This is a genomic window from Aeromonas sp. 603404, assembly GCF_049171775.1.
GTDB lineage: Bacteria > Pseudomonadota > Gammaproteobacteria > Enterobacterales > Aeromonadaceae > Aeromonas > Aeromonas veronii_A.
Genome location: NZ_JAAKPE010000001.1, coordinates 777,560 through 798,212 on the forward strand (window position 1 = coordinate 777,560; position 20,653 = coordinate 798,212).

General features: G+C 58.4%; 20 protein-coding genes and 1 other annotated feature. Of the genes, 11 read left to right on the plus strand and 9 right to left on the minus strand.

Annotated features, from left to right (window positions below):
• Nucleotides 1–16 precede the first annotated feature (16 nt).
• The 5 genes from G5306_RS03390 to G5306_RS03410 form a co-directional block, all read right to left on the minus strand.
• A complete protein-coding gene (locus tag G5306_RS03390; protein ID WP_421312385.1) occupies nt 17–895 on the minus strand; it encodes an alpha/beta fold hydrolase in 879 nt (292 codons plus the stop codon).
• Between the two features lie 8 nt (nt 896–903).
• Entirely contained in the window at nt 904–1,419 is a 516-nt protein-coding gene (locus tag G5306_RS03395; RefSeq protein ID WP_421312426.1) for a Slp family lipoprotein, read from the minus strand.
• Between the two features lie 118 nt (nt 1,420–1,537).
• Complete coding sequence (gene tsaB, locus G5306_RS03400; RefSeq protein ID WP_069556447.1) at nt 1,538–2,239, minus strand: tRNA (adenosine(37)-N6)-threonylcarbamoyltransferase complex dimerization subunit type 1 TsaB; 702 nt, start codon at nt 2,237–2,239, stop codon at nt 1,538–1,540.
• 90 nt (nt 2,240–2,329) lie between these two features.
• Nucleotides 2,330–4,249 carry an ATP-dependent DNA helicase gene (locus tag G5306_RS03405; RefSeq protein ID WP_421312386.1) on the minus strand — a complete coding sequence of 640 codons (1,920 nt, stop codon included), beginning with the start codon at nt 4,247–4,249 and terminating at the stop codon, nt 2,330–2,332.
• A gap of 67 nt (nt 4,250–4,316) precedes the next feature.
• Nucleotides 4,317–4,562, minus strand: coding sequence for a hypothetical protein (locus G5306_RS03410; protein ID WP_421212346.1), 246 nt, complete (start codon nt 4,560–4,562; stop codon nt 4,317–4,319).
• 187 nt (nt 4,563–4,749) lie between these two features.
• Nucleotides 4,750–4,874: a sequence feature (His leader region), on the plus strand.
• Nucleotides 4,875–4,902: 28 nt separating this feature from the next.
• Here G5306_RS03410 and hisG point away from each other — a divergent pair.
• The 8 genes from hisG (at nt 4,903) to hisIE (ending at nt 12,275) form a co-directional block, all read left to right on the plus strand.
• Nucleotides 4,903–5,799, plus strand: a complete 897-nt coding sequence (hisG, locus tag G5306_RS03415; RefSeq protein ID WP_005352174.1) for an ATP phosphoribosyltransferase — start codon at nt 4,903–4,905, stop codon at nt 5,797–5,799.
• A gap of 12 nt (nt 5,800–5,811) precedes the next feature.
• A complete protein-coding gene (gene hisD / locus G5306_RS03420; protein ID WP_319920240.1) occupies nt 5,812–7,137 on the plus strand; it encodes a histidinol dehydrogenase in 1,326 nt (441 codons plus the stop codon).
• Nucleotides 7,134–8,204, plus strand: coding sequence for a histidinol-phosphate transaminase (hisC, locus tag G5306_RS03425; protein ID WP_319920239.1), 1,071 nt, complete (start codon nt 7,134–7,136; stop codon nt 8,202–8,204). Before hisD ends, hisC begins: the two co-directional genes overlap by 4 nt.
• 15 nt (nt 8,205–8,219) lie before the next feature.
• Nucleotides 8,220–9,350, plus strand: coding sequence for a bifunctional histidinol-phosphatase/imidazoleglycerol-phosphate dehydratase HisB (gene hisB / locus G5306_RS03430; RefSeq protein ID WP_421312387.1), 1,131 nt, complete (start codon nt 8,220–8,222; stop codon nt 9,348–9,350).
• Nucleotides 9,350–9,991 carry an imidazole glycerol phosphate synthase subunit HisH gene (gene hisH, locus G5306_RS03435; RefSeq protein ID WP_156852745.1) on the plus strand — a complete coding sequence of 214 codons (642 nt, stop codon included), beginning with the start codon at nt 9,350–9,352 and terminating at the stop codon, nt 9,989–9,991. Before hisB ends, hisH begins: the two co-directional genes overlap by 1 nt.
• A complete protein-coding gene (hisA, locus tag G5306_RS03440) occupies nt 9,992–10,753 on the plus strand; it encodes a 1-(5-phosphoribosyl)-5-[(5-phosphoribosylamino)methylideneamino]imidazole-4-carboxamide isomerase (RefSeq protein WP_421312388.1) in 762 nt (253 codons plus the stop codon). It abuts the gene before it with no gap.
• Nucleotides 10,753–11,526, plus strand: coding sequence for an imidazole glycerol phosphate synthase subunit HisF (gene hisF, locus G5306_RS03445; RefSeq protein WP_421311062.1), 774 nt, complete (start codon nt 10,753–10,755; stop codon nt 11,524–11,526). The genes hisA and hisF overlap by 1 nt, the downstream gene beginning before the upstream one ends.
• A gap of 182 nt (nt 11,527–11,708) precedes the next feature.
• Nucleotides 11,709–12,275, plus strand: a complete 567-nt coding sequence (gene hisIE, locus G5306_RS03450) for a bifunctional phosphoribosyl-AMP cyclohydrolase/phosphoribosyl-ATP diphosphatase HisIE (protein ID WP_234915360.1) — start codon at nt 11,709–11,711, stop codon at nt 12,273–12,275.
• A 33-nt stretch (nt 12,276–12,308) separates the two neighbouring features.
• Here the strand turns inward: hisIE and G5306_RS03455 are convergent, their stop codons facing one another.
• Nucleotides 12,309–13,769, minus strand: coding sequence for a KAP family P-loop NTPase fold protein (locus G5306_RS03455; RefSeq protein WP_421312389.1), 1,461 nt, complete (start codon nt 13,767–13,769; stop codon nt 12,309–12,311).
• Nucleotides 13,770–14,128: 359 nt separating this feature from the next.
• Here G5306_RS03455 and G5306_RS03460 point away from each other — a divergent pair, with 359 nt between their 5' ends.
• Nucleotides 14,129–15,418 (plus strand): sensor domain-containing diguanylate cyclase, encoded by a 1,290-nt coding sequence (locus G5306_RS03460; RefSeq protein WP_421312390.1) that lies wholly within the window; start codon nt 14,129–14,131, stop codon nt 15,416–15,418.
• Nucleotides 15,419–15,517: 99 nt separating this feature from the next.
• Here G5306_RS03460 and G5306_RS03465 read toward each other — a convergent pair whose 3' ends face one another.
• Nucleotides 15,518–17,140, minus strand: coding sequence for an acyl-CoA synthetase (locus G5306_RS03465; RefSeq protein ID WP_421312391.1), 1,623 nt, complete (start codon nt 17,138–17,140; stop codon nt 15,518–15,520).
• A gap of 664 nt (nt 17,141–17,804) precedes the next feature.
• On the opposite strand from G5306_RS03465, the gene G5306_RS03470 reads away from it, so the two are divergent.
• Nucleotides 17,805–19,331, plus strand: coding sequence for a YfcC family protein (locus G5306_RS03470; protein ID WP_421312392.1), 1,527 nt, complete (start codon nt 17,805–17,807; stop codon nt 19,329–19,331).
• A gap of 62 nt (nt 19,332–19,393) precedes the next feature.
• On the opposite strand, the gene G5306_RS03475 is transcribed toward G5306_RS03470, so the two are convergent.
• Both G5306_RS03475 and G5306_RS03480 read right to left on the minus strand, forming a co-directional pair.
• Nucleotides 19,394–19,582: a hypothetical protein gene (locus G5306_RS03475; RefSeq protein ID WP_005345660.1), complete on the minus strand. Its 189-nt coding sequence runs from the start codon at nt 19,580–19,582 to the stop codon at nt 19,394–19,396.
• A 246-nt stretch (nt 19,583–19,828) separates the two neighbouring features.
• Nucleotides 19,829–20,089, minus strand: coding sequence for a hypothetical protein (locus G5306_RS03480; protein WP_139408252.1), 261 nt, complete (start codon nt 20,087–20,089; stop codon nt 19,829–19,831).
• Between G5306_RS03480 and G5306_RS03485 the strand changes: the two genes are divergently transcribed.
• Complete coding sequence (locus G5306_RS03485; protein WP_026035120.1) at nt 20,076–20,615, plus strand: glycine zipper 2TM domain-containing protein; 540 nt, start codon at nt 20,076–20,078, stop codon at nt 20,613–20,615. The two genes, G5306_RS03480 and G5306_RS03485, sit on opposite strands and share 14 nt — an antisense overlap.
• Nucleotides 20,616–20,653: the final 38 nt, after the last annotated feature.

The following is a 20,653-nucleotide window of genomic DNA, read 5'->3' on the forward strand; positions in this document are numbered from 1 at the left end:
TTGAAAGCTGGCGATTCTACCGAACTTGACAAAACTTTACGATACAAACGGCCGTATCAACCGAATTTTCCATATGAAAATGGTGGTTTCCACCCAATATGACCCGCTCGATCTGCTGGAAGGCATCCTGACGGGCCTGCCATTGGGCTTCAAGCGCAACAAATCCCTGCTCCCCCTGAATCAACAGCACAGGACAACGGATAGCCGCCATCAATGCCCGGGCCTGCCCTTCGCTCATTCTCAGGGGCGACAGATCCCGCAAACGGGGGTCGCTGCGCCAGTGCCAGCGCCCTGCCTTCATCTCAAGCTGCCGTTCACAGATAAGGTGCGCCGCCTGCGGCGTGATATCCGCCACTTTGCAACGGGCGGCGACAGCCTCATCGATGGAGGCAAAGCCGTTGGCACTGCGCTCCCGGGTGCGACTGCGGTTTAAAATCGCACGTCGCAGCTGGGCAGGTACCTCCTCATCGGGCTGGCTCAGCGGGCCCAACCCCTCCAGCATGATCAACCGCTCCACCTGTTCGGGGAACACCCCGGCATAGGCGGAGGCGATCAACGCCCCGAGGGAGTGACCGAGCAGAGTGAAGCGCGACCACCCTGCCGCCAGCACGACCTGGTAGAGATCGTCCAGCCAGTCGACAAAGACATAAGGGGTGGTTTTGTGATCGGAGTGACCATGTCCCGGCAGATCGACACAGATGAGGTGAAAATCACCCAGATGCGGCGCCAGCGGCAAGAAGCTGGCACTGTTGTCGAGCCAGCCGTGCAGGGCAATCAGCAGGGGTTTGCCCTGCTGAGCCTGATCCGCGAGTTGATTCTCAAGCAGGGCCACCTGCCGACCATCTGCCAAGGTGAGCAGACGTTCGTGCAGAGTGCTTTTGATGCTCTTGATCATGGCAAGCCTTAGCGACGTAGCGGCCGTCTCGGCCAGAAGGGATCATAGAAGGGGTCGTAGAAGTAGGGGTCCATATAGCGCACCTCCACCTCCTTGACTGGCGGCCACAGCTTGCTGCCCGTCACATTGAGCACAGAGAAGCGGTACTTGTGCTCGCCAATCTGGCTATCCACCGGTTGGCCTATGGTGCCAAGCACCGTCAGGCTGCGCCCCTTGGCGTAGAGGGTCGGCTCGACAAAACCCTTCATGATGGCCAGAAAACGGCCCGGGCTCTGCTCGGTCTGCTCCGGCACACCGTTGGATTTAAGCGGCAGATAGACCACTTCAATAACACTCTGATCCGCCTTGTTGTGCACCGCCGAGATAACGCCGCTCCAGCGCGCCGGTTTGCCCTCCATTCCGCCAAGGGCGGGTTGATAGGCCACCAGCTGGTTTTCTGGCTCATAGGCCAGCTCCTTGGGAACCGAGCTGCAGGCCCCGAGCAGCAGGGCCAGCGCCCCGACCACCATCCCGCGCTTCATCATGTCGCTTCTGGTATTACGCATCATGTCACTCTCCTGTTGCAAGCGTGGCCCGTCGGGCCATCCGCTTGTGTTGCAGCTGATGAGCGGCAAGAGCGACATGACGTCAGTGCTCCTGCCCTTATTCGCGACCCGGCAGTTTTTTCCAGGTCACCTTGTCACGCAAATAGACCGGCGTCGCCTGCTCCACCGGCACCGCCTCTCCCGCCAGCCAGGCGGCGCGGGCCAGCGGCAGCATGTCCTCTGCCGCCGGGAAACGCACCTGACTCACCGCCAGCTCATCGGCCAAACCACTCAGGGTCTCGCCATAGGTTTCAAAACCGGTGCCGACGCAGGTCACCCGACCCGCCAGCTTGCCACGGACGTCAACCAGTGCCGCGGGCTCGCTCACCACCTCGTCCCCCACCAACTGCATGCGGCCATCAATCAGCTCATAGCGGCCGAAATAGACCTCGTTCATCCGCGCATCGATGGCGGTCAGCACCTGCTCGGCGCCATCCAGTCGATAGGCGCCTTGCGCCATGGCGGCCAGGGTCGAGATGCCAATCAGAGGCACACCCGCACCAAACGCCAGACCTTGCGCCACACTGATACCGATCCGCACGCCGGTAAAGGAGCCAGGGCCGCGGCCAAACGCGATGGCATCGAGGTCACTCAAACTTATCCCGGCATCCTCTAACACAGCCTGAACCATGGGCAGGATTTTTCGGGTGTGATCCCGTGGCGCCTCCTCCCAGCGGGAGAACAGCTTGTCACCCACCAGCAAGGCGGCGGAGCAGGCTTCGGTGGCGGTATCAACGGCCAGGATCTTCAACTCGTTCATGCTTTCCAATCTCTATAAAATCAGTCAATTACATAACCGGCAAGCGAGATATGCTCACCCGTTGTTCAAATCTGTTAGCTCGCGGCACACTTATTCACCGCGTTCAGTGCGATCGAAAAAACTCCCCAGCGTTCCTAACTCCCGGGTGCGAGGGATGGCGGGCAGACTCTTGATAAAAGTGGCGCCATAAGGTTTGTTGACCATTCGGGGATCACATATCACCAGCACCCCGTGATCACTGCGATCACGAATAAGCCGCCCCACCCCCTGTTTGAGGGCAATCACCGCCTTGGGCAACTGCAGCTCGGCGAAGGGATCCCCCCCCTTGAGCTTGCAATCATCCACCCGCGCCTTGAGCAGCGGATCATCGGGGCTGGCAAACGGCAGTTTGTCGATGATAACACACGACAACGCCGCCCCTCTCACGTCGATCCCCTCCCAGAAGCTGCTGGTCGCCACCAGCACGGCACGGCCATTCTCGACAAACTCCTTGAGCAACCGTTGCTTGTTGTCCTCCCCCTGCAACAAGACGGTGCGGCCAATCTCCCGGCGCAGCACCTCGGCCACCTGGCGCATCACCTGATGGCTGGTGCAGAGGAAGAAACAGCCCCCCGGCGTCTTGTTGATAAGCGGGATCATCAGATTGGCCAGCAGCTCGCCACGGCCAAAGGCGTTGGGTTCCGGCAGATAGCGGGGCACACAGAGCCGCGCCTGCTCGCCATAGTCGAACGGGCTGTCGAGAATAAGCTCGGCGCTGCCTGCCAGCCCCAGCTCGGCCTTGAAGTGATCAAAGCGCATATCCACCGTCAGGGTGGCGGAGGTGAAGACCCAGGCCACTTCCGGTCTTTGCACCTCGGCACTGAATCGCTCGGCCACCGACAGCGGTGTCAGATTGAGGGTGAAATGAAGCCGTGAGCAGTCGTACCAGTAGGAGAAACCGGTCTGGTTAACCGCCAGCACTTCACCCAGGCGGGTGCGCAGTTCACTGATGCGCTCGAAGGCGTGATCCAGCTGCTCGCCACGGCCGAGAGCCAGTTTCAGCACCTCGTAGCAGAGCTCGATGGCATCGTTAAGACGAGCCAAAGCCTGCCCCCAGAGCGGCTGGCGCAGCATGTCGCGGGTATTGCCGCGACCGCCATCCACTCCGAAGGCGAGCCGCAGATCCTGACTGGCGATAGCGAGCCGGTCTGCCGCCTTCCCGAGCTGGGCCATGTCGTGAGCCTCTGCCCGATAGGCCAGCTGGATATCCTGCGCCAGATCCTGAATCGTTCGGCTACCCACCGACTTGCCGAAGTAGTTGGTGGCGATCTCCGGCAGCTGGTGCGCCTCGTCAAACACATAGACTTGCGCTTCGGGCACCAACTCACCAAATCCGGTGTCTTTCACCGCCATATCGGCGAAGAAGAGGTGGTGGTTGATCACCACCACCTGGGCATCCATGGCGCGGCGTCGGGCCACCACCAGATGGCAGTCGTCGTAATAGGGGCAGTCGCGACCGAGACAGTTGTCGTTGGTGCTGGTGACGTGGGCAAGGATCTCGGCGTTCTCCTGCAATCCCGGAATATCCCCCACATCGCCGTTATCGGTGGCGGTGGACCAGGATTTGACCTTCACCAGATCGTTCAGGATTTCAGGCTTTTGCAGATGGGATTCGCTCAGGAGCCGGTTCATCCGCTCGATGCAGAGATAGTTGCTGCGCCCCTTGAGCAGGGCCACCGGCGGGGTGTAGGAGAGCGCCCCTGTGATGGTCGGGAGATCCCGATAGAAGAGCTGCTCCTGCAGGTTCTTGGAGCCAGTACTGATCACCACCCGCTTGCCGGACTCCAGCGCAGGCACCAGATAGGCATAGGTCTTGCCGGTACCGGTCCCCGCCTCCACCAGCAGACGGCCACCACTTTTGATGGCGCGCGCGACCGCTTCGGCCATCTCCAGTTGGGGAGCGCGGGCTTTGAAACCGTCGATATGGCTGGCCAGAGGGCCATCTGGCTTGAACAGGGTCTGGATGGTCAAAAGGGCGTCCCGCAGCAAAAGCGGCCATTATGCCAAAAGCGCGGCAAAAGCGGGACAGATAATCTGCCTAGACGAACAGATCGATCTGATGCTCGGGATCCGGCTTGTGATCACCTTCCTCCGCCTTGGGCTGATCACGCTTGGCGGGCGTGTTATACGCCTGCTGGCGCTTCTGGGAGTCACTGTTGTCAGTGCTGGTCTTGCGCAGCTGGTGCTTTTTGCTGATCTGGTTCACTTCCCGCTTGATCTCTTCGCTGCCGGGCGCGGCAGGCGCCCGGGGCAAAATGGGGAACAACAGGTCCTGGCTGGGCATGATGGCGACTCCTGCAGGGGTTATTGTCTAGTTATCGACCAGAAAACCGTTTTCGCCACTTTAATCGATCAAATCACAATTTCGGGTTGCATTTTCTGTCAAGGCAGGTAGTTTAAATCAGGCGTCAATTACGACATCTTATTTTGTAAAGGATTGATTACATGAAGTTCACCACCCTGAAGACTCATCACCACCATCATCATCCCGACTAGTCTTTCAGGAGGTTGACTGCTGGAAGACACTTAACTGGTGACTTCCAAAAGGACCGCAAGATTCATAAACCCTCGGAAGCACCCACTTCCGAGGGTTTTTTCGTTTTTGACTAGAAGGAAATCGAGCAATGGAAACACAACGTCTGCGTATCGCCATGCAAAAGTCCGGTCGTCTGAGCCAGGACTCCCAAGCCCTGTTCAAGAGCTGTGGCCTCAAGATCAACCTGCGCGAGCAGCGCCTTATCGCCCATGTCGAGAACATGCCCATCGATATCCTGCGGGTCCGTGATGACGATATCCCGGGGCTGGTGATGGAAGGGGTGGTTGACCTTGGCATCATCGGCGAGAACGTGCTGGAAGAGGTGCAGCTTATTCGCGCTTCACAGGGACTACCCTTCGAGGTCAAGACCCTCAAACAGCTGGACTTTGGTGGCTGCCGCCTCTCGCTGGCGGTGCCGGAAGATGTGACCTACACAGGGCCACAAAGTCTGGCGGGCAAGCGCATCGCCACCTCCTACCCGGGGCTGCTCAAACGCTTCTTTGACGAAAAGGGTCTTGGCTTCAAGAGCGTGATGCTGGGCGGCTCGGTGGAAGTAGCCCCCCGCGCGGGTCTGGCCGATGCCATCTGCGATCTGGTCTCCACCGGCGCGACCCTGGAAGCCAATGGCCTCAAAGAGGTGGAGGTGATCTACCGCTCCAAGGCGGTACTGGTACAGGCCCCCAACCCCTTGTCCGATGCCAAGCAGAAGCTCATCGACAAACTGCTGCCCCGCATTCAGGGGATGCAGCAGGCCCGCGAGAGCAAATACATCATGCTGCACGCCCCCAAAGACAAGCTCGATGCCATCACCGATCTGCTGCCGGGTGCCGAGCGCCCCACCATCATGCAACTGGCCGGTGACACCAATCAGGTGGCGCTGCACGTCGTCTCCAGCGAGACCCTGTTCTGGGAGACCATGGAGCAGCTCAAGGCCCTCGGTGCCAGCTCCATTCTGGTGCTGCCCATCGAAAAAATGATGGAATAAGGAAGGGACATCATGCAGACCCTGATCTGGAAGACCCTCTCCCCCGCCCAGCAGGCCGACGTGCTGACCCGGCCCGCCCTCAATGACGAGGCCGATATTGGCGCCGTAGTGCGGGATATCATCGCCGCGGTGCGTAGCCGTGGCGATGAGGCCCTGCGCGAGCTGAGCCAGCGCTTCGAGCGCGCCCCCCGTGAACAGCTGCGCGTTAGCGAAGATGAGATTGAAGCCGCCTGCGCGCGGCTGGATGACGACATCAAAAGCGCCATCGAAGCGGCCATTGCCAACATTCGAACCTTCCATGCCGCACAAGTACAGCCGGTGGTAAGAGTGGAAACCCAACCAGGTGTGGTGTGCGAGCTGCGCACCCAGCCCATCAGTCGGGTCGGCCTCTATGTGCCGGGGGGCAGCGCGCCGCTCCCCTCCACCGTGATGATGCTGGCCATTCCGGCACGCTTAGCCGGTTGCCGTGAAGTGGTGCTCTGCACCCCGTCCCCCGCCAGCGACGAGATCCTGTTTGCCGCCCGCGCCTGCGGGGTCGAGAAGGTGTTCGCCATCGGCGGCGCCCAGGCCATCGCCGCCATGGCTTACGGCACCGAAAGCATTACCAAGGTGGACAAGATCTTCGGCCCGGGCAACGCCTATGTGACCGAAGCTAAGGGGCAGGTTTCCCGCGACTGGCGCGGCGCCGCCATCGACATGCCAGCCGGCCCCTCCGAGGTGCTAGTGATTGCCGACGAGAGCGCCAACCCGGCCTTCGTGGCGGCGGATCTGCTCTCCCAGGCCGAACACGGCCCAGACAGTCAGGTAGTACTGGTGACCACCTCGCCCCTGTTGGCCGATGCCATCGCAGGGGAAATCAAGAGCCAGCTGGCCAAGTTGAGCCGCCGCGATATCGCCGCACAGGCGCTCGGCAGCAGTCTGGTGATCCTCTGTGACGATCTGGCCGAGGCGTGCGCCATCTCCAACGCCTATGCGCCGGAGCACCTGATCGTGCAGACCCGCGCCCCCCGCGATCTGCTGGAGAAACTCGAGAACGCAGGTTCCATCTTTCTGGGAGCATGGACGCCGGAATCGGTCGGCGATTACGCCAGCGGCACCAACCACACTCTGCCTACCTATGGCTATGCCCGCACCTGCTCGAGCCTGGGCCTCGCCGATTATCAGCGCCGCTACACGGTGCAGGAGCTGAGCGCCGAAGGTATTCGCGGCCTTGGTCCCATCGTCGAGCGCATCGCCCAGGCCGAGGGGCTCGATGGCCACAAAAATGCCGTCACCCTCAGGTTGAACGCCCTGGCCGCCGCGCCCCAACCAACAGCACAGCAGAAGGATTTGTCATGAGCATTGCCAATCTGGCGCGCCGCGTGGTGCGGGCCCTCACCCCTTATCAATCCGCCCGCCGCATCGGCGGCAAGGGCCACGTCTGGCTCAACGCCAACGAGGCGCCGCAGGCCTATCCCTTTACCATCGAGGGGAGCCGCCTCAACCGCTACCCCGAGTGCCAACCGGCAGAGGTGGTGAACGGCTATGCCGCCTACGCCGGGGTCAATCCCGATCAGGTGCTGGTGAGCCGCGGCGCCGACGAGGCCATCGAGCTGCTTATTCGCACCTTCTGCGAAGCGGGTGAAGATCAGATCCTCATCTGCCCTCCCACCTACGGCATGTACGCCATCAGCGCCGAGACCTGTGGCGTCGGCATCGTCGAGCAGCCGCTAACCGCCAACCGCCAGCCGGACTGGCCCGCCATTGCCGATCGCCTGTCCGACGTGAAACTGGTGTTTCTCTGCTCCCCCAACAACCCCACCGGGGATTTGGTGGGTCGCGACGGCCTTATCGCTTTGCTGGAGAAAGCTAGGGATCGCGCCATCGTGGTGGTGGACGAGGCCTATATCGAGTTCTGCCCGGAAGCGTCCGTGGTGGACCTGCTGGCCCGCTTCCCCAATCTGGTGGTGACCCGCACCCTCTCCAAGGCCTTTGCCCTGGCGGGGATCCGCTGCGGCTTTACGCTGGCAAGCCCCGAGGTGATCGCCATGCTGGCCAAGGTGATCGCCCCCTATCCCATCCCCGAGCCTATCGCCCAGATCGCGGCGCAAGCACTCTCCCCCATGGGGCTGGAGCTGATGCGCGAGCGAGTGGCAGAGCTCAACAAGCAAAAAGCCGCCTTCAAGGCTGAGCTGGCAAAGCTTGCCTGCGTGAAGGAAGTATTCGAGGACAAGGGCAACTTCGTGCTGGTGCGCTTTGTGGATGGCGCCGCCGTCTTTGCCGCCATGAAAGCTGCCGGCATCATCTTGCGGGATTTCTCCAGCAAGCCGGGCCTTGATAACAGCATTCGCGTCACCATCGGCTATCAGGGCGAGATGGATGCCGTGCTGGCGGTACTGCGTGATCTGCCCTCTCCCACTTTGTAAGACAAGGATGTAGCGATGAAGACCCCGTATTTGTTTATCGACCGCGACGGCACCCTGATTGAAGAGCCGGTGACCGACAAGCAGGTGGATAGCCTCGCCAAGCTGCGCTTCGAGCCCATGGTCATTCCTGTGCTGCGCGAGTTGCAGGCCGCCGGTTACGTGCTGGTGATGGTGACCAATCAGGATGGGCTGGGCACCGCCAGCCTGCCGCTGGAGAACTTCCAGCCGCCCCACGACCTGATGATGCATTTATTTGAGTCGCAAGGAGTGAACTGGGAACAGGTGCTGATCTGCCCCCACTTCCCCACCGACGGCTGCAACTGCCGCAAGCCCCACCTCGGGCTGGTAAAGGAGTACCTCGCCTCCGGTCGCATCGACTTTGCCAACTCCTTCGTGATTGGCGATCGCCAGACCGACCAGCAGCTTGCCGAGAATATGGGCATTGGCGGTATTCGCTACCACCCGCAGGATCACGACTGGCTCGCCATCCGTGATCAGCTGTTGTCCAAGGGGCGCGTAGCCTCGGTTGAGCGTAACACCAAAGAGACCCGCATCCAGGTGGCAGTGGATTTAGACAAGTGCGGCGGCAACCAGATCGCCACCGGCATTGGCTTCTTTGATCACATGCTGGATCAGATTGCGACTCACGCCGGTTTCCAGCTCAAGCTGAACGTCAGCAGCGATCTGCACATCGATGATCACCACACGGTGGAAGACGTCGGGCTGGCCCTGGGTCAGGCGCTGCGTCAGGCACTTGGCAACAAGCGCGGGATCGGCCGTTTCGGCTTTGTGCTGGCGATGGACGAGGTGCAAGCTGTGATCGATGGCCGCCCGCGTGCGGATGAAGAGACCCCGCTGACCGAGCAGGAGGTGAGTACCGCGCTGGATCTCAGCGGTCGCCCCTACTTCGTGTTTGACTGCCCGAGCGGCTTTGGCCGTGACAAGGTGGGCGAGATGGCCACCGAGATGGTGCCCCACTTCTTCCGCTCCCTCTCCGATGCCATGGCCATCACATTGCAGATGAAGGTGGGCAGCGGCAACACCCACCATCAGGTGGAAGCGCTGTTCAAAGGCTTTGGCCGCGCCCTGCGTCAGGCCATTCGGGTGGAAGGGAGCGAGCTTCCCTCCAGCAAGGGAGTGCTGTGATGGATGTGAGCAAGCAGAAGCTGGTCATTATCGACACCGGCTGTGCCAATCTGGCCTCGGTGCGCATGGCATTCGAACGCCTCGGCGTGCAGCCGCTGGTCTCCAGCCAGGCCGCCGATATCGAGCAGGCGGACAAGCTGATCCTGCCCGGTGTCGGCACCGCGGTGGCCGCCATGAAAAACCTCAACGAGCGCGGACTAGTGCCCCTTATTCGCGCCGCCAAGCAGCCGCTGCTGGGCTTTTGCCTCGGTATGCAGATGCTGGCTGAGGCCTCCGAAGAGAGCATGGGTACGGATGACTCGTCAGAGCAGCTTATCGACTGCCTTGGCATAGTGCCGGGCAAGATCCGGCTGATGGAGGTCGGTAATCTGCGGCTGCCCCATATGGGCTGGAACCAGATTGAGCATGACGAGACCCATCCTCTGCTCAAGGGGATCCCGAGCGGCAGCTACTTCTACTTCGTGCACTCCTATGCGCTGGAGGTAACCGAAGCGACGCTGGCAACCTGCGACTACGGCCAGCCGTTTACCGCCATCGTCGGTGGGGTTGCAGAGCACAGCAACTTCTTCGGCGCCCAATTCCACCCGGAGCGCTCAGGCGCGGCCGGTGCCCGTTTGCTGCAAAATTTTCTGGAGCTTTGAATGATCATTCCCGCAATTGACCTTATCAACGGTCAGGTAGTTCGCCTCTATCAGGGGGACTACGGCCAGAAGACCGAATACAGCAGCAGCCCGCAGGCCCGCTTCGACGAATATGTCTCCCAGGGGGCGGTGCAGCTCCATCTGGTGGATCTGGACGGTGCCAAGGATGCCAAGGCGCGCCAGTTGCCCCTGCTGACCCAACTGCTGTCGGCTACCGAAGCGCCAGTGCAGGTCGGCGGCGGCGTGCGCACCGAACAGGATGTGGCAGATCTGCTGGCCGCCGGCGCCAGCCGGGTGGTGATTGGCTCCACCGCCGTCAAATCCCCGGATCTGGTGGCCAGCTGGATGGAAAAATATGGCCCCGAGCAGATCGTGCTGGCGCTGGACGTCAACATTGATGCCCAGGGCAATCGCCATATCGCGGTGGCCGGCTGGCAGGAGAACAGCGGGGTGACCATCGAGGCGCTGATCGAGCGCTTCCTCCCCGCCGGGCTCAAGCATGTGCTCTGCACCGACATCAGCCGTGACGGCACCCTGGCTGGCACCAACGTCGAGCTCTATCGGGATCTCTGCGCCCGCTACCCGAGCGTCGCCTTTCAGGCCTCCGGCGGCATTGGCGGCATCGCGGATATCGAGGCGCTCAAGGGCTCCGGCGTCAAAGGGATCATCCTTGGCCGCGCCCTGCTGGAGGGCAAGTTCTCGGTGGGTGACGCCATCGCCTGCTGGCAAGCCCCCGCATCTGATACCACAGGAGGCAACTGATGCTGGCAAGACGCATTATCCCCTGCCTCGACGTGAAAGATGGCATGGTGGTCAAAGGGGTGCAATTTCGCAACCACGAGGTGATGGGCGGCATTGTCGAGCTGGCGCGCCGCTACGCCGAAGAGGGTGCTGACGAGCTGGTGTTCTATGACATCACCGCCTCCAGCGATGCGCGGGTAGTGGACAAGAGCTGGGTGAGCCGGGTAGCGGAGGTGATCGATATCCCCTTCTGTGTCGCCGGTGGCATCAAAAGCGTCGAAGATGCCCGCCAGATCCTAGAATTTGGCGCCGACAAGGTCTCCATCAACTCCCCGGCCCTTGCCGACCCGACCCTCATCAGCCGACTGGCCGAGCGCTTTGGCGTACAGTGCGTGGTGGTGGGCATTGACTCCTACTTCGACGCCGACACGGGCCACTATCAGGTCAAACAGTTTACCGGCGACGAGAGTCGCACCCGCACTACCGCCTGGCACACCCTCGATTGGGTGCAGGAGGTGCAAAAGCGCGGCGCGGGCGAAATCGTGCTGAACGTGATGAATCAGGACGGCATGCGCCAAGGTTATGATCTCGAGCAGCTCAAGCTGGTACGCAGCGTCTGCAAGGTGCCGCTGATCGCCTCCGGCGGCGCCGGTGCCATGGCACACTTTCGCGATGCCTTTACCCTCGCCGATGTGGACGGGGCGCTGGCCGCCTCTGTGTTCCACAAGGGCCTTATCCCCATTCCCGAATTGAAACGCTGGCTGAAAACCGAAGGAGTCGCCATCCGTGAATAACTTCTCTGAAAATGCACAAACAACCGCCAGCGCGCGCCCCCTTGCCGAGCAGCTCGATTGGGCAAAATGTAAATGCGCCATGATCCCCCGCCCTGAGTGCCGGTCTGATAATAGAGGAGCCGATACCCGTGCATAATTCCAACTTATTAATTGAACAGCTCGACTGGGAAAAATGCGACGGCATGATCCCCGCCATCGTCCAGCATGCCGCCAGCGGCGAAGTGCTGATGCAGGGCTTTATGACCCGCGAGGCGTTGGAGAAGACCCAGACCACCGGTCAGGTCACCTTCTTTAGCCGCAGCAAACAGCGGCTCTGGACCAAGGGGGAAAGCTCGGGCAATGTGCTTCAACTTGTGGCCATCAGCACCGACTGCGATCAGGACTCTCTGCTGATCGCCGCCAACCCCGTCGGCCCCACCTGCCACAAGGGCACTACCTCCTGCTTTAATGGCCACCCGCTGCCACCCCTCGGTTTTCTGGCAGAGCTGGAGCAGGTGCTGGCCGCCCGCAAAGGGGCCGATCCGGCCACCAGCTACACCGCCAGCCTCTACGGCAAAGGGACCAAGCGCATCGCCCAGAAGGTAGGTGAAGAGGGCGTGGAAGTGGCGCTGGCCGCCATGGCCAAGGATCGGGAGGAGCTCATTAACGAATCCGCCGATCTGCTCTACCACCTGACCGTACTGCTACAAAATGAAGGGCTGGGATTACAGGATGTCGTTCAGCGGCTTTATAAGCGGCATAATAAATAAACTGATAATAAAGCCGGGTTATCCCGGCTTTACTCATTTAAGATAAAAAGAACGCTCAACTAAAATTCTATATATAGACATATCATCCTCTAATTCCGACAAGATCATTCTTACCCAATCATTTTCTTGAAAACCATATTCACCTTCCTCCGTCAAAATATCAACCATGATTTTCCTAATATCAATCTCCCCATGATTAATAGAGCGCATCCAATGATATGAATTAATCAAAAAGTGATCAGCATAGATATATCTTTTATCTGTAGCCCCTTTAGAGATATAATCGGGCTCAACATCAACACACTCAGCGTCAGTTATTATATAAGTATGTAATTTGGTTCCATACATGTTGATCTTCAGTTTAAATTCATCAACATCAAGTCTGAAATTTACAACATCACTGTAAAAGTTAGTATCGACCTCATTCAAAGAGATCAAGAAAAGTAACAGCGGAAGATTTAACTCTCTTTCATCTGAATAACTTAATAAGACTATTTTTAATCTATCCAACACAAGAGTAGTCAATCTCAGGTTTAGCGAGAAATGCTCAAACATCATCGTAACGAAATCAGTTAGTGAAGCGTTTTTCTTAAAACATGGCCATATGCCATCCACATTAACACTGAGTAATACAAGTTCATTTTCTATAAAATTCTTCAATGAATCTGAGTTTAAAATGAACCTTCTATGAAAAAATCTACTTAGGTAATGTTGAGCGTTAAACCCTTCTCCATATATGGCTTTAACTGAATGCTGCAACTGCTCGGTATCTGTTGCCAGCACAAATACCACCCTGGGAATATCAAAAATATGCTTGATAGTCTCCAGCATTTCCACAGCATAGGAAGGACGACAACGATCAAGCTCATCTATCAAAATAAATGCGGGATAGTCCAGTTCTCCTTCACTTAAACCAACAGCTCCCTCAACCCATTGCCGGATCTCATTTTTAAGATATTGGATAGATTCATAACGCTCTTTCTGATTACTGCATAAGGCATCTACCAGCTGATTGGCTTCCTCCCTTTCCAGAGAAAAATCCTCATCCTCCAACCCGGCTTTTTTGATTGCCGCTTTCAGCGCCAGTTTGCCGCCGACCTTAAATAATCCAAGCAGCCGCTGACGCATTCCTTCTGGAATCGGGTTTTCTTTTCCCGCAATCATTTTTAACTGGTCGATAATCGATGAAATCACAGTCAATAAAGGATCATCGGAAAAGTCCTGCTGCCAGGCATCGATATAGACGGTGGGATAGTGCGCTTTCAGCTCCATATACCAGCGCTTGATAAACCAGGTTTTTCCCGCCCCCCACTCGGCATTAAGGTTGAGCACATAGTTGCGCTGCTTGCCTTCGGCGGCGAGGTAGTTGGTCAGAAACTCGGCATAGCGGGCACGTTCCAGCCGATCGGCACTCAAGATCTCTTCGCAACCCGCAATGGCCCCCGGCCCGTCCCACTGAACTGCGTCATTCCAATTAAACGGTGCCACTACCATCTCGTATCTCTCCATATTGCGTTGCTGGAGATGATATCAGGGACACCGAGGAAATAGTTTGACTAAAGACCTGTTCGTTACCCTTTTTGCCACTCGGGGAGGTTTATTTAGCTGTTGTTCAACTTCTCTGTCGAGAGCCGATGATACGGGGTCGATACATGGTGGCAAGCTATCTCAACAACCATGAACTCAACTGATTTCCTTTGATTTGCTAAGAGGTTACAACCATGTGACATAACGCAGAACCTGCGGAAATAAATGAGAAATATGCCGTGAAGAGTGCTTAATTTAAAGCAGTTGATGCACGTTGGCCTCGTGTTCAGCCAACCCATCACAGCGACCCAAGGATGGCCAACTTCATGAAGGATGAACCCTTCTCCACCCGATTGCAGCACGAGCTGGATCACCTCAGATCCATCTTTAACGAGATGGGGGCTTACCTCTTTACCAAGGATCTGGATGGCCGTTATATCTATGCCAATCAGGCTGTGCTGGATCTCTTTGGTTGTACCCTGGCCGAACTGCAAGGCAAGGATGATCGCGCCTTTTTTGACCTCGACTTCTCGGAAGATCTGAGACGAAATGATCGTCAGGTGCTGGAGCAGCAGGTCGCCATCGCCCGGGAGGAGATCAACTACCTCAAACCCACGGGAGAGAAACGGGTCTACTGGAGCGTGAAAAAGCCGATGTACGACCGGGATGGCACGCTGATCGGTCTGTGCGGCATCTCCACCGATATCACGGAACACAAGCTGATTGAGGCCCGTATGGCCGAGCAGCATCAGTTGCTGGAGATCATCCTGGCCAACGTGGATGCCCCTATCTATATGAAGGACAGCCAGCACCGCTTTCTCTACGTCAATCAGAAGGTGTGTGCCCTGCTCGGTTTACCCGCCGAACAGATCATCAACCGCAGCGATAATGAGCTGTTCTCCCCACACGGAGCCAACCAGCTGTGGCAGCTGGACAACCGGGTGTTCGAAACGGGTGAGCTGCAAGCCGGTGAAGAGTCACTGACCGATACCGAAGGCAAGCAACATTACTACTGGTCTGTCAAAGTCCCCTTCAAGCTGGCTGATGGTACCCCCACCCTGATCGGTATCTCCTCCGATATCACCGAGCTGCACCAGCTCAAGGAACAACTGCAATATCAATCGGTTCGTGACAGCCTCTCCGGACTTTATAACCGCCGTTTCTTCTTCGAGGTGTGCGAAAAGAACCTGAGTATGAACATGCGCCACCAGCTCACCTCGGTGCTGATAGTGCTGGATGTGGATCAGTTCAAATGCATCAACGATCGCTACGGTCACCCGCTGGGCGATCAGGCGCTGATCCATCTGGGCAGGGTGATGCAATCGGTGCTGCGCAGCGAAGATGTGCTGGCCCGCATCGGCGGTGACGAGTTTGCCATCTTGCTGCCCAACACCACCCTCTCGGCCGCCGCATCACTGGCCGAACGGCTGCGCAAGCAGGTGATGCAAAGCCCGTTACCCCTTGCCGATGGGGATGAGCTGGTTATCACCATCAGCGCCGGGCTGGTGGAAAATAGCAAGGGGGAGCAGATGGAGAGCCTCTACGCGCGCGCCGATCAGATGCTCTATCAGGCCAAACAGAGCGGCCGCAACTGCGTCGCGTGCAAGGCACGATAGCTGGCTGGCCAGTCAGGCACTCCCACTTCCCTTGCTGCATTTATCCCGACAGCTTAGTCATCCTATTGCACGCTGCTTTCACTCACGCTCGATTAGCACCTAACCCAGTTGTTTGCGCAGCACAAATTTTTGCACCTTGCCGGTGGAGGTCTTCGGCAGCGGGGTGAAGATGATGCGTTTGGGGGCCTTGAAGTGGGCCATCTGCTCCCGGCAAAAGGCGATCAGCTCCGCCTGGGTAGTCTCTCGCCCCTCTTTCAATTTCACGAAGGCGCAGGGCACCTCCCCCCACTTTTCATCGGGCATGGCGATCACCGCCGCTTCGTCCACATCGGGATGGCGATAGAGCACATCTTCCACCTCCAGACTGGAGATATTCTCCCCGCCGGAGATGATGATGTCCTTGGATCTGTCCTTGATCTCCACATAACCATCCGGGTGCCATACCGCCAGATCGCCACTGCGAAACCACCCCTCCGCCATCGCCTCGGCGCTGGCCGCCGGATTTTTGAGATAGCCCTTCATCACCACATTACCGCGCAGCACTATCTCCCCCATGGTTTTGCCATCTTTGGCCACCGGCTCGCCAGTGACCGGATTGATAACCCGCATCTCCCCCTGCAGAGGCGACGCAACACCCTGCCGTGCCTTGAGGCGGGAGAGCGCCGTGGCATCCTGCCCCTGCCAGCGTCTTTGCGGCTCGCACAACACGCAGGGGCCATAGGTTTCGGTGAGGCCATAGACGTGGGTCACGGCGATCCCCATCGCCTCCATCCCGGCGATCACGGTGGCGGGGGGCGCAGCGCCGGCGGTCATCACCTTGATGGGGAGATCCAGCCCCTGCTTGAGCGCCGGGCCGGCATTGTTGAGCATATTGAGCACGATGGGCGCTGCGCAAAAGTGACTCACCTTGTGCTCGTGCAGCGCCTCATAAATGGCGGCCGCCTGCACATGACGCAGACAGACGCTCACCCCGGCGGTAGCCGCCAGGGTCCAGGGGAAACACCAGCCATTGCAGTGAAACATCGGCAATGTCCAGAGATAGACGGGATGTTTGGGCAGCTCCCAGGAGAGCACATTGTTGATGGCGTTGAGGTGGGCGCCGCGATGGTGATAGACCACCCCCTTGGGATTGCCGGTAGTGCCGGAGGTGTAGTTAAGGGAGATGGCCTGCCACTCATCCTCTGGCAACCAGCCGGGCTCATCGCCGTTACCAGTGGCAATAAAAGCCTCATAGGTCAGTTCACTGACAAGCGCCCCTTCCCGGTAGAGGGGATCGTCGATGGCGATGACCAGCGGTTGGCACTCCAGCAGATCCAGTGCCTTGCGCACCACAGGGCCGAACTCCCTGTCCACCAGCACCACCTTGCTCTGGGCATGCTGGAAGATAAAGGCCATCGACTCGGCATCGAGCCGGGTATTGATGGTGTTGAGCACGGCGCCGCTCATGGGCACCCCGAAGTGAGCTTCAAACATCGCAGGGATATTGGGCGCAACGATGGAGACGGTATCCCCCTCCCCGATACCGTGAAGCCGCAGGGCCGAGGCAAGCTGGCGGCAACGGCGGGCGGTCTCGCCCCAGCTCTGGCGCAGCGGGCCGTGGATCAGCGCCAGATAGTCGGGATAGACCCGCTCCGCCCGCCCCAGAAAGCTGATGGGGGTCAGGGCCTCGAAATTGGCGGCGGTTTTGGCAAGGTCACGCTCATAGATGTTCTGCACTGGCATCGGGTTCCTTCCTCACAGGTGGCACAAAACGGGCAGTTTCGGGATGATTCAGAGATCAGCAAGCGACATGGGCATCCTGCCCGTCACTGGTCTCTTATGGGGATGACAGCCTAACAGCGAGCCTGCGGCGGCAGGTATTAGCAAAACGTCTTAGACAGGGGCAGCCTGCTGCCAACAGGGGTTCCCTGTTTTCGTTGCAAAAAATATTTCATTACGGGAAAGCGTGCTATTTTTTCACAGGCTGATTTGGCGAATAACGAAAAATGACGATAGTGGAATATTATTCCGCCAAAGCTGCTTTATATGTCATTCCATTCATCTCGGTGCACACTATTTTCATGGCATTTATTTAAGACAAGCCACGTTAAACGAAAGCTGAAATAGTTATTGCATAATGACTTTTATTTCATATCAGCTATTAGATCCATGACAAATAAATTCTGTGAGCCATCCCATAAAGCGAGCATGGCGCGATGTTCATCCAGCCGCGCACGGGTTACGGTTACAACGTGAAACAATCTACCGGATGTTCAATATCAGGCCAGATTTCTCGCCAATCACTACGCAATCCACAGTGAGTTTGCGTACCTTGGATGTATGACGCAGAAACCCTATCGACCCGATATTCCGCCGAGCCCAAACCTGCTTTATCAAGGAGCATTTTATGTGTGCCGTGCCGAATACCACACCACGCAGACAATTTCCTACTGCATTTACCATTCTTTTTCTTATTATGTTGCTGGCCATTGCGCTGACCTGGATAATTCCGGCGGGTGCCTATGCCAAGCTCTCTTATAATCCGGCCAGTGAAAGCCTGATGGTCAATAGCCCACAGGGGGAAATAAGCCGACTTCCCGCAACCCAGGATGCCCTGGCAAAACTCAATATCAACATTGCGGTGGAGCAATTTACCAACGGCACCATCCGCAAGCCCATCGCCATTCCCGGCACCTATGCCCGATTGGAGCAAGCGCCCAAGGGGCTCGGTGACGTAGCAGTCAGCATGGTCAAGGGCACCATAGAGGGGGCGGATATCATCGTCTTTATTCTGGTGCTCGGGGGGCTGATCGGCGTCATCAACAAGACAGGTGCCTTCAGTGCGGGGCTGGTGGCGCTGTCGCGCAAGACCCGGGGCAACGAGTTCCTGTTTGTGGCGCTGGTCTGCTTCGTGATGGCGCTGGGAGGCACTACCTGCGGACTGGAGGAAGAAGCGGTCGCCTTCTACCCCATACTGGTACCCATCTTTCTGGCGCTCGGCTATGACTCCATCGTCTGCGTAGGGGCCATCTTCCTCGCCGCCTCCATGGGAACCACCTTCTCCACCATCAATCCCTTCTCGGTGGTGATCGCCTCCAATGCCGCCGGCATTCCCTTTACCGAGGGGCTGATCTTTCGCGCCATTGGCTGTCTGGTGGGCACCTTGGTGGTGATCGGTTATCTCTACTGGTACTGCAAGAAGATCAAGGCCAATCCAGCCTTCTCCTACACCTATGAGGACAGAGAGAGTTTTCGCGCCCGTTTTCTCAAAGAGGGCGCTATGGACGAAGGGGTGCCCTTCACCCTGCGCCGCAAGATTATTCTGACCCTGTTTATCCTCGCCTTCCCGCTGATGGTGTGGGGCGTCTCCATGGCCGGTTGGTGGTTCCCGCAGATGGCGGCCTCCTTCCTGACCATCGCCATCATCATCATTTTTATCTCGGGTCTCAAAGAGAAAGAGGCGGTCGAGGCCTTTACTCAGGGGGCGTCGGAGCTGGTGGCCGTTTCGCTCATCATCGGGCTGGCACGGGGGGTCAATCTGGTGCTGGATCAGGGGATGATCTCGGACACTATTCTGGCCTACGCCTCCGATCTGGTCTCCGGCATGCACGGCGCCGTGTTCGCGGTGGCGCAGATGCTGGTGTTCACCCTGCTGGGGCTGGTGGTGCCCTCCTCCTCGGGGCTCGCGGTGCTCTCCATGCCCATCATGGCGCCGCTGGCGGATACTGTGATGATCCCCCGCTATATCGTGGTGTCGGCCTACAACTGGGGCCAATACGCCATGCTGTTCCTGGCCCCCACCGGACTGGTGCTGGTCACTCTGCAGATGCTCGGCATCCAGTTCAACAAGTGGGTCAAGTTCGTGCTGCCCATGGTGGGCTTTGTGCTGGGATTTGGCGCCCTGATGCTGGTGACGCAAGTGATGTTGGCCTGATGGGCCTGTGATACATGAGTGACAACACCCCGTGCCTGGCGCGGGGTGTTCTTTTGTCAGCCTTAGTGGCGCACCCGCCCCTGCTGGCGGAAGCAGTAGAGCTTTAGGCTGATGTCGGCGATATCGGCGGGAAGCTCCTCTCCCTGCTCGGCCAAGGGCCGGTAGAGGGATGAGAGCAGACGTTCGGCCTGCTGCACCGTAATGATGTTGGCCTGGATGGCCGGGGTGATCCAGCTGGGTAACATTGACATATCTCCACCTCGTTGATCCGGTGATCTCGGGTGAACATCTTCATATCAGGTCTTACGCAGTTGTCTGCCGACCCGTTCACCCTCTGCTTCACCCAATCAAAGCAAAATGCTTGCCGTGATCTCTTATCGGCCAACATCCGATGGGGCTGGAGCCATTTATCAACCACTTGCGTGGCCATCTCAACGAACAGAGCCCTTGTTCAAGACCTCCCTTGACCTGCACCCGTCAGCACTCTGGCATTCTGCTCACCGCCCGCCTTGCAAATTGCGACTCGAATTGCTCCTTATCACACTGGCAAAGCCCGCCATGCGCCGGAAACTGGTCACTTTTAGTCCGTTGTCGCCAAAGCCAGACACTTTTTCATGGTGGCTGTTTTTTGACCTTGCCAGCGCCTGTCGCAGGCCCATCCCCCGCGCCTTGTCCGGCCAACCGGTTATGACAAGATGGCGCCAGATTGGAACAGCCCGGATGGGTATGCAGGAGAACCATAAGATGAACAGATCCATGATGGCAGGTATCGGTATTGGCATCGCCTCGGCCCTGGCACTCTCGGCGGCGGCCAGCGGCTCCCTCTTTACACCCCAGCCCACCTTTGCCGAGGTGATCGCCAGCAAGCCGATCACCGAGACCATCAAGACCCCCCGCCAGGAGTGTCGCAACGTCACCGTGACCCACCGCAAGCCGGTACAGGATGAGCACAAGATCCTCGGCACAGTGGTGGGTGCGGCGCTGGGTGGCGTGGTTGGCCACCAGTTTGGCGGCGGCAGCGGCAAGAAGGTGGCCACCGCAGCCGGGGCCGTCGCGGGGGGTTATGCCGGTAATCAGGTGCAGGGCAATATGCAGGCGGGCGATACCTACACCACCACCGAGCAGCGCTGCAAAACCGTACAGGATACGAGCGTCAACACCATTGGTTATGACGTGACCTATCGCCTCGCCGGTCAGGAGGGGGTGATCCGCATGAAGCAAGCCCCGGGCGCCACCATTCCGGTCAAAGATGGCAAATTGGTGATCGACCAGCCAAAAGTGTGATTTCTCCTGACCCCAGTCAGCAGCAGGCCCGCCTCTTT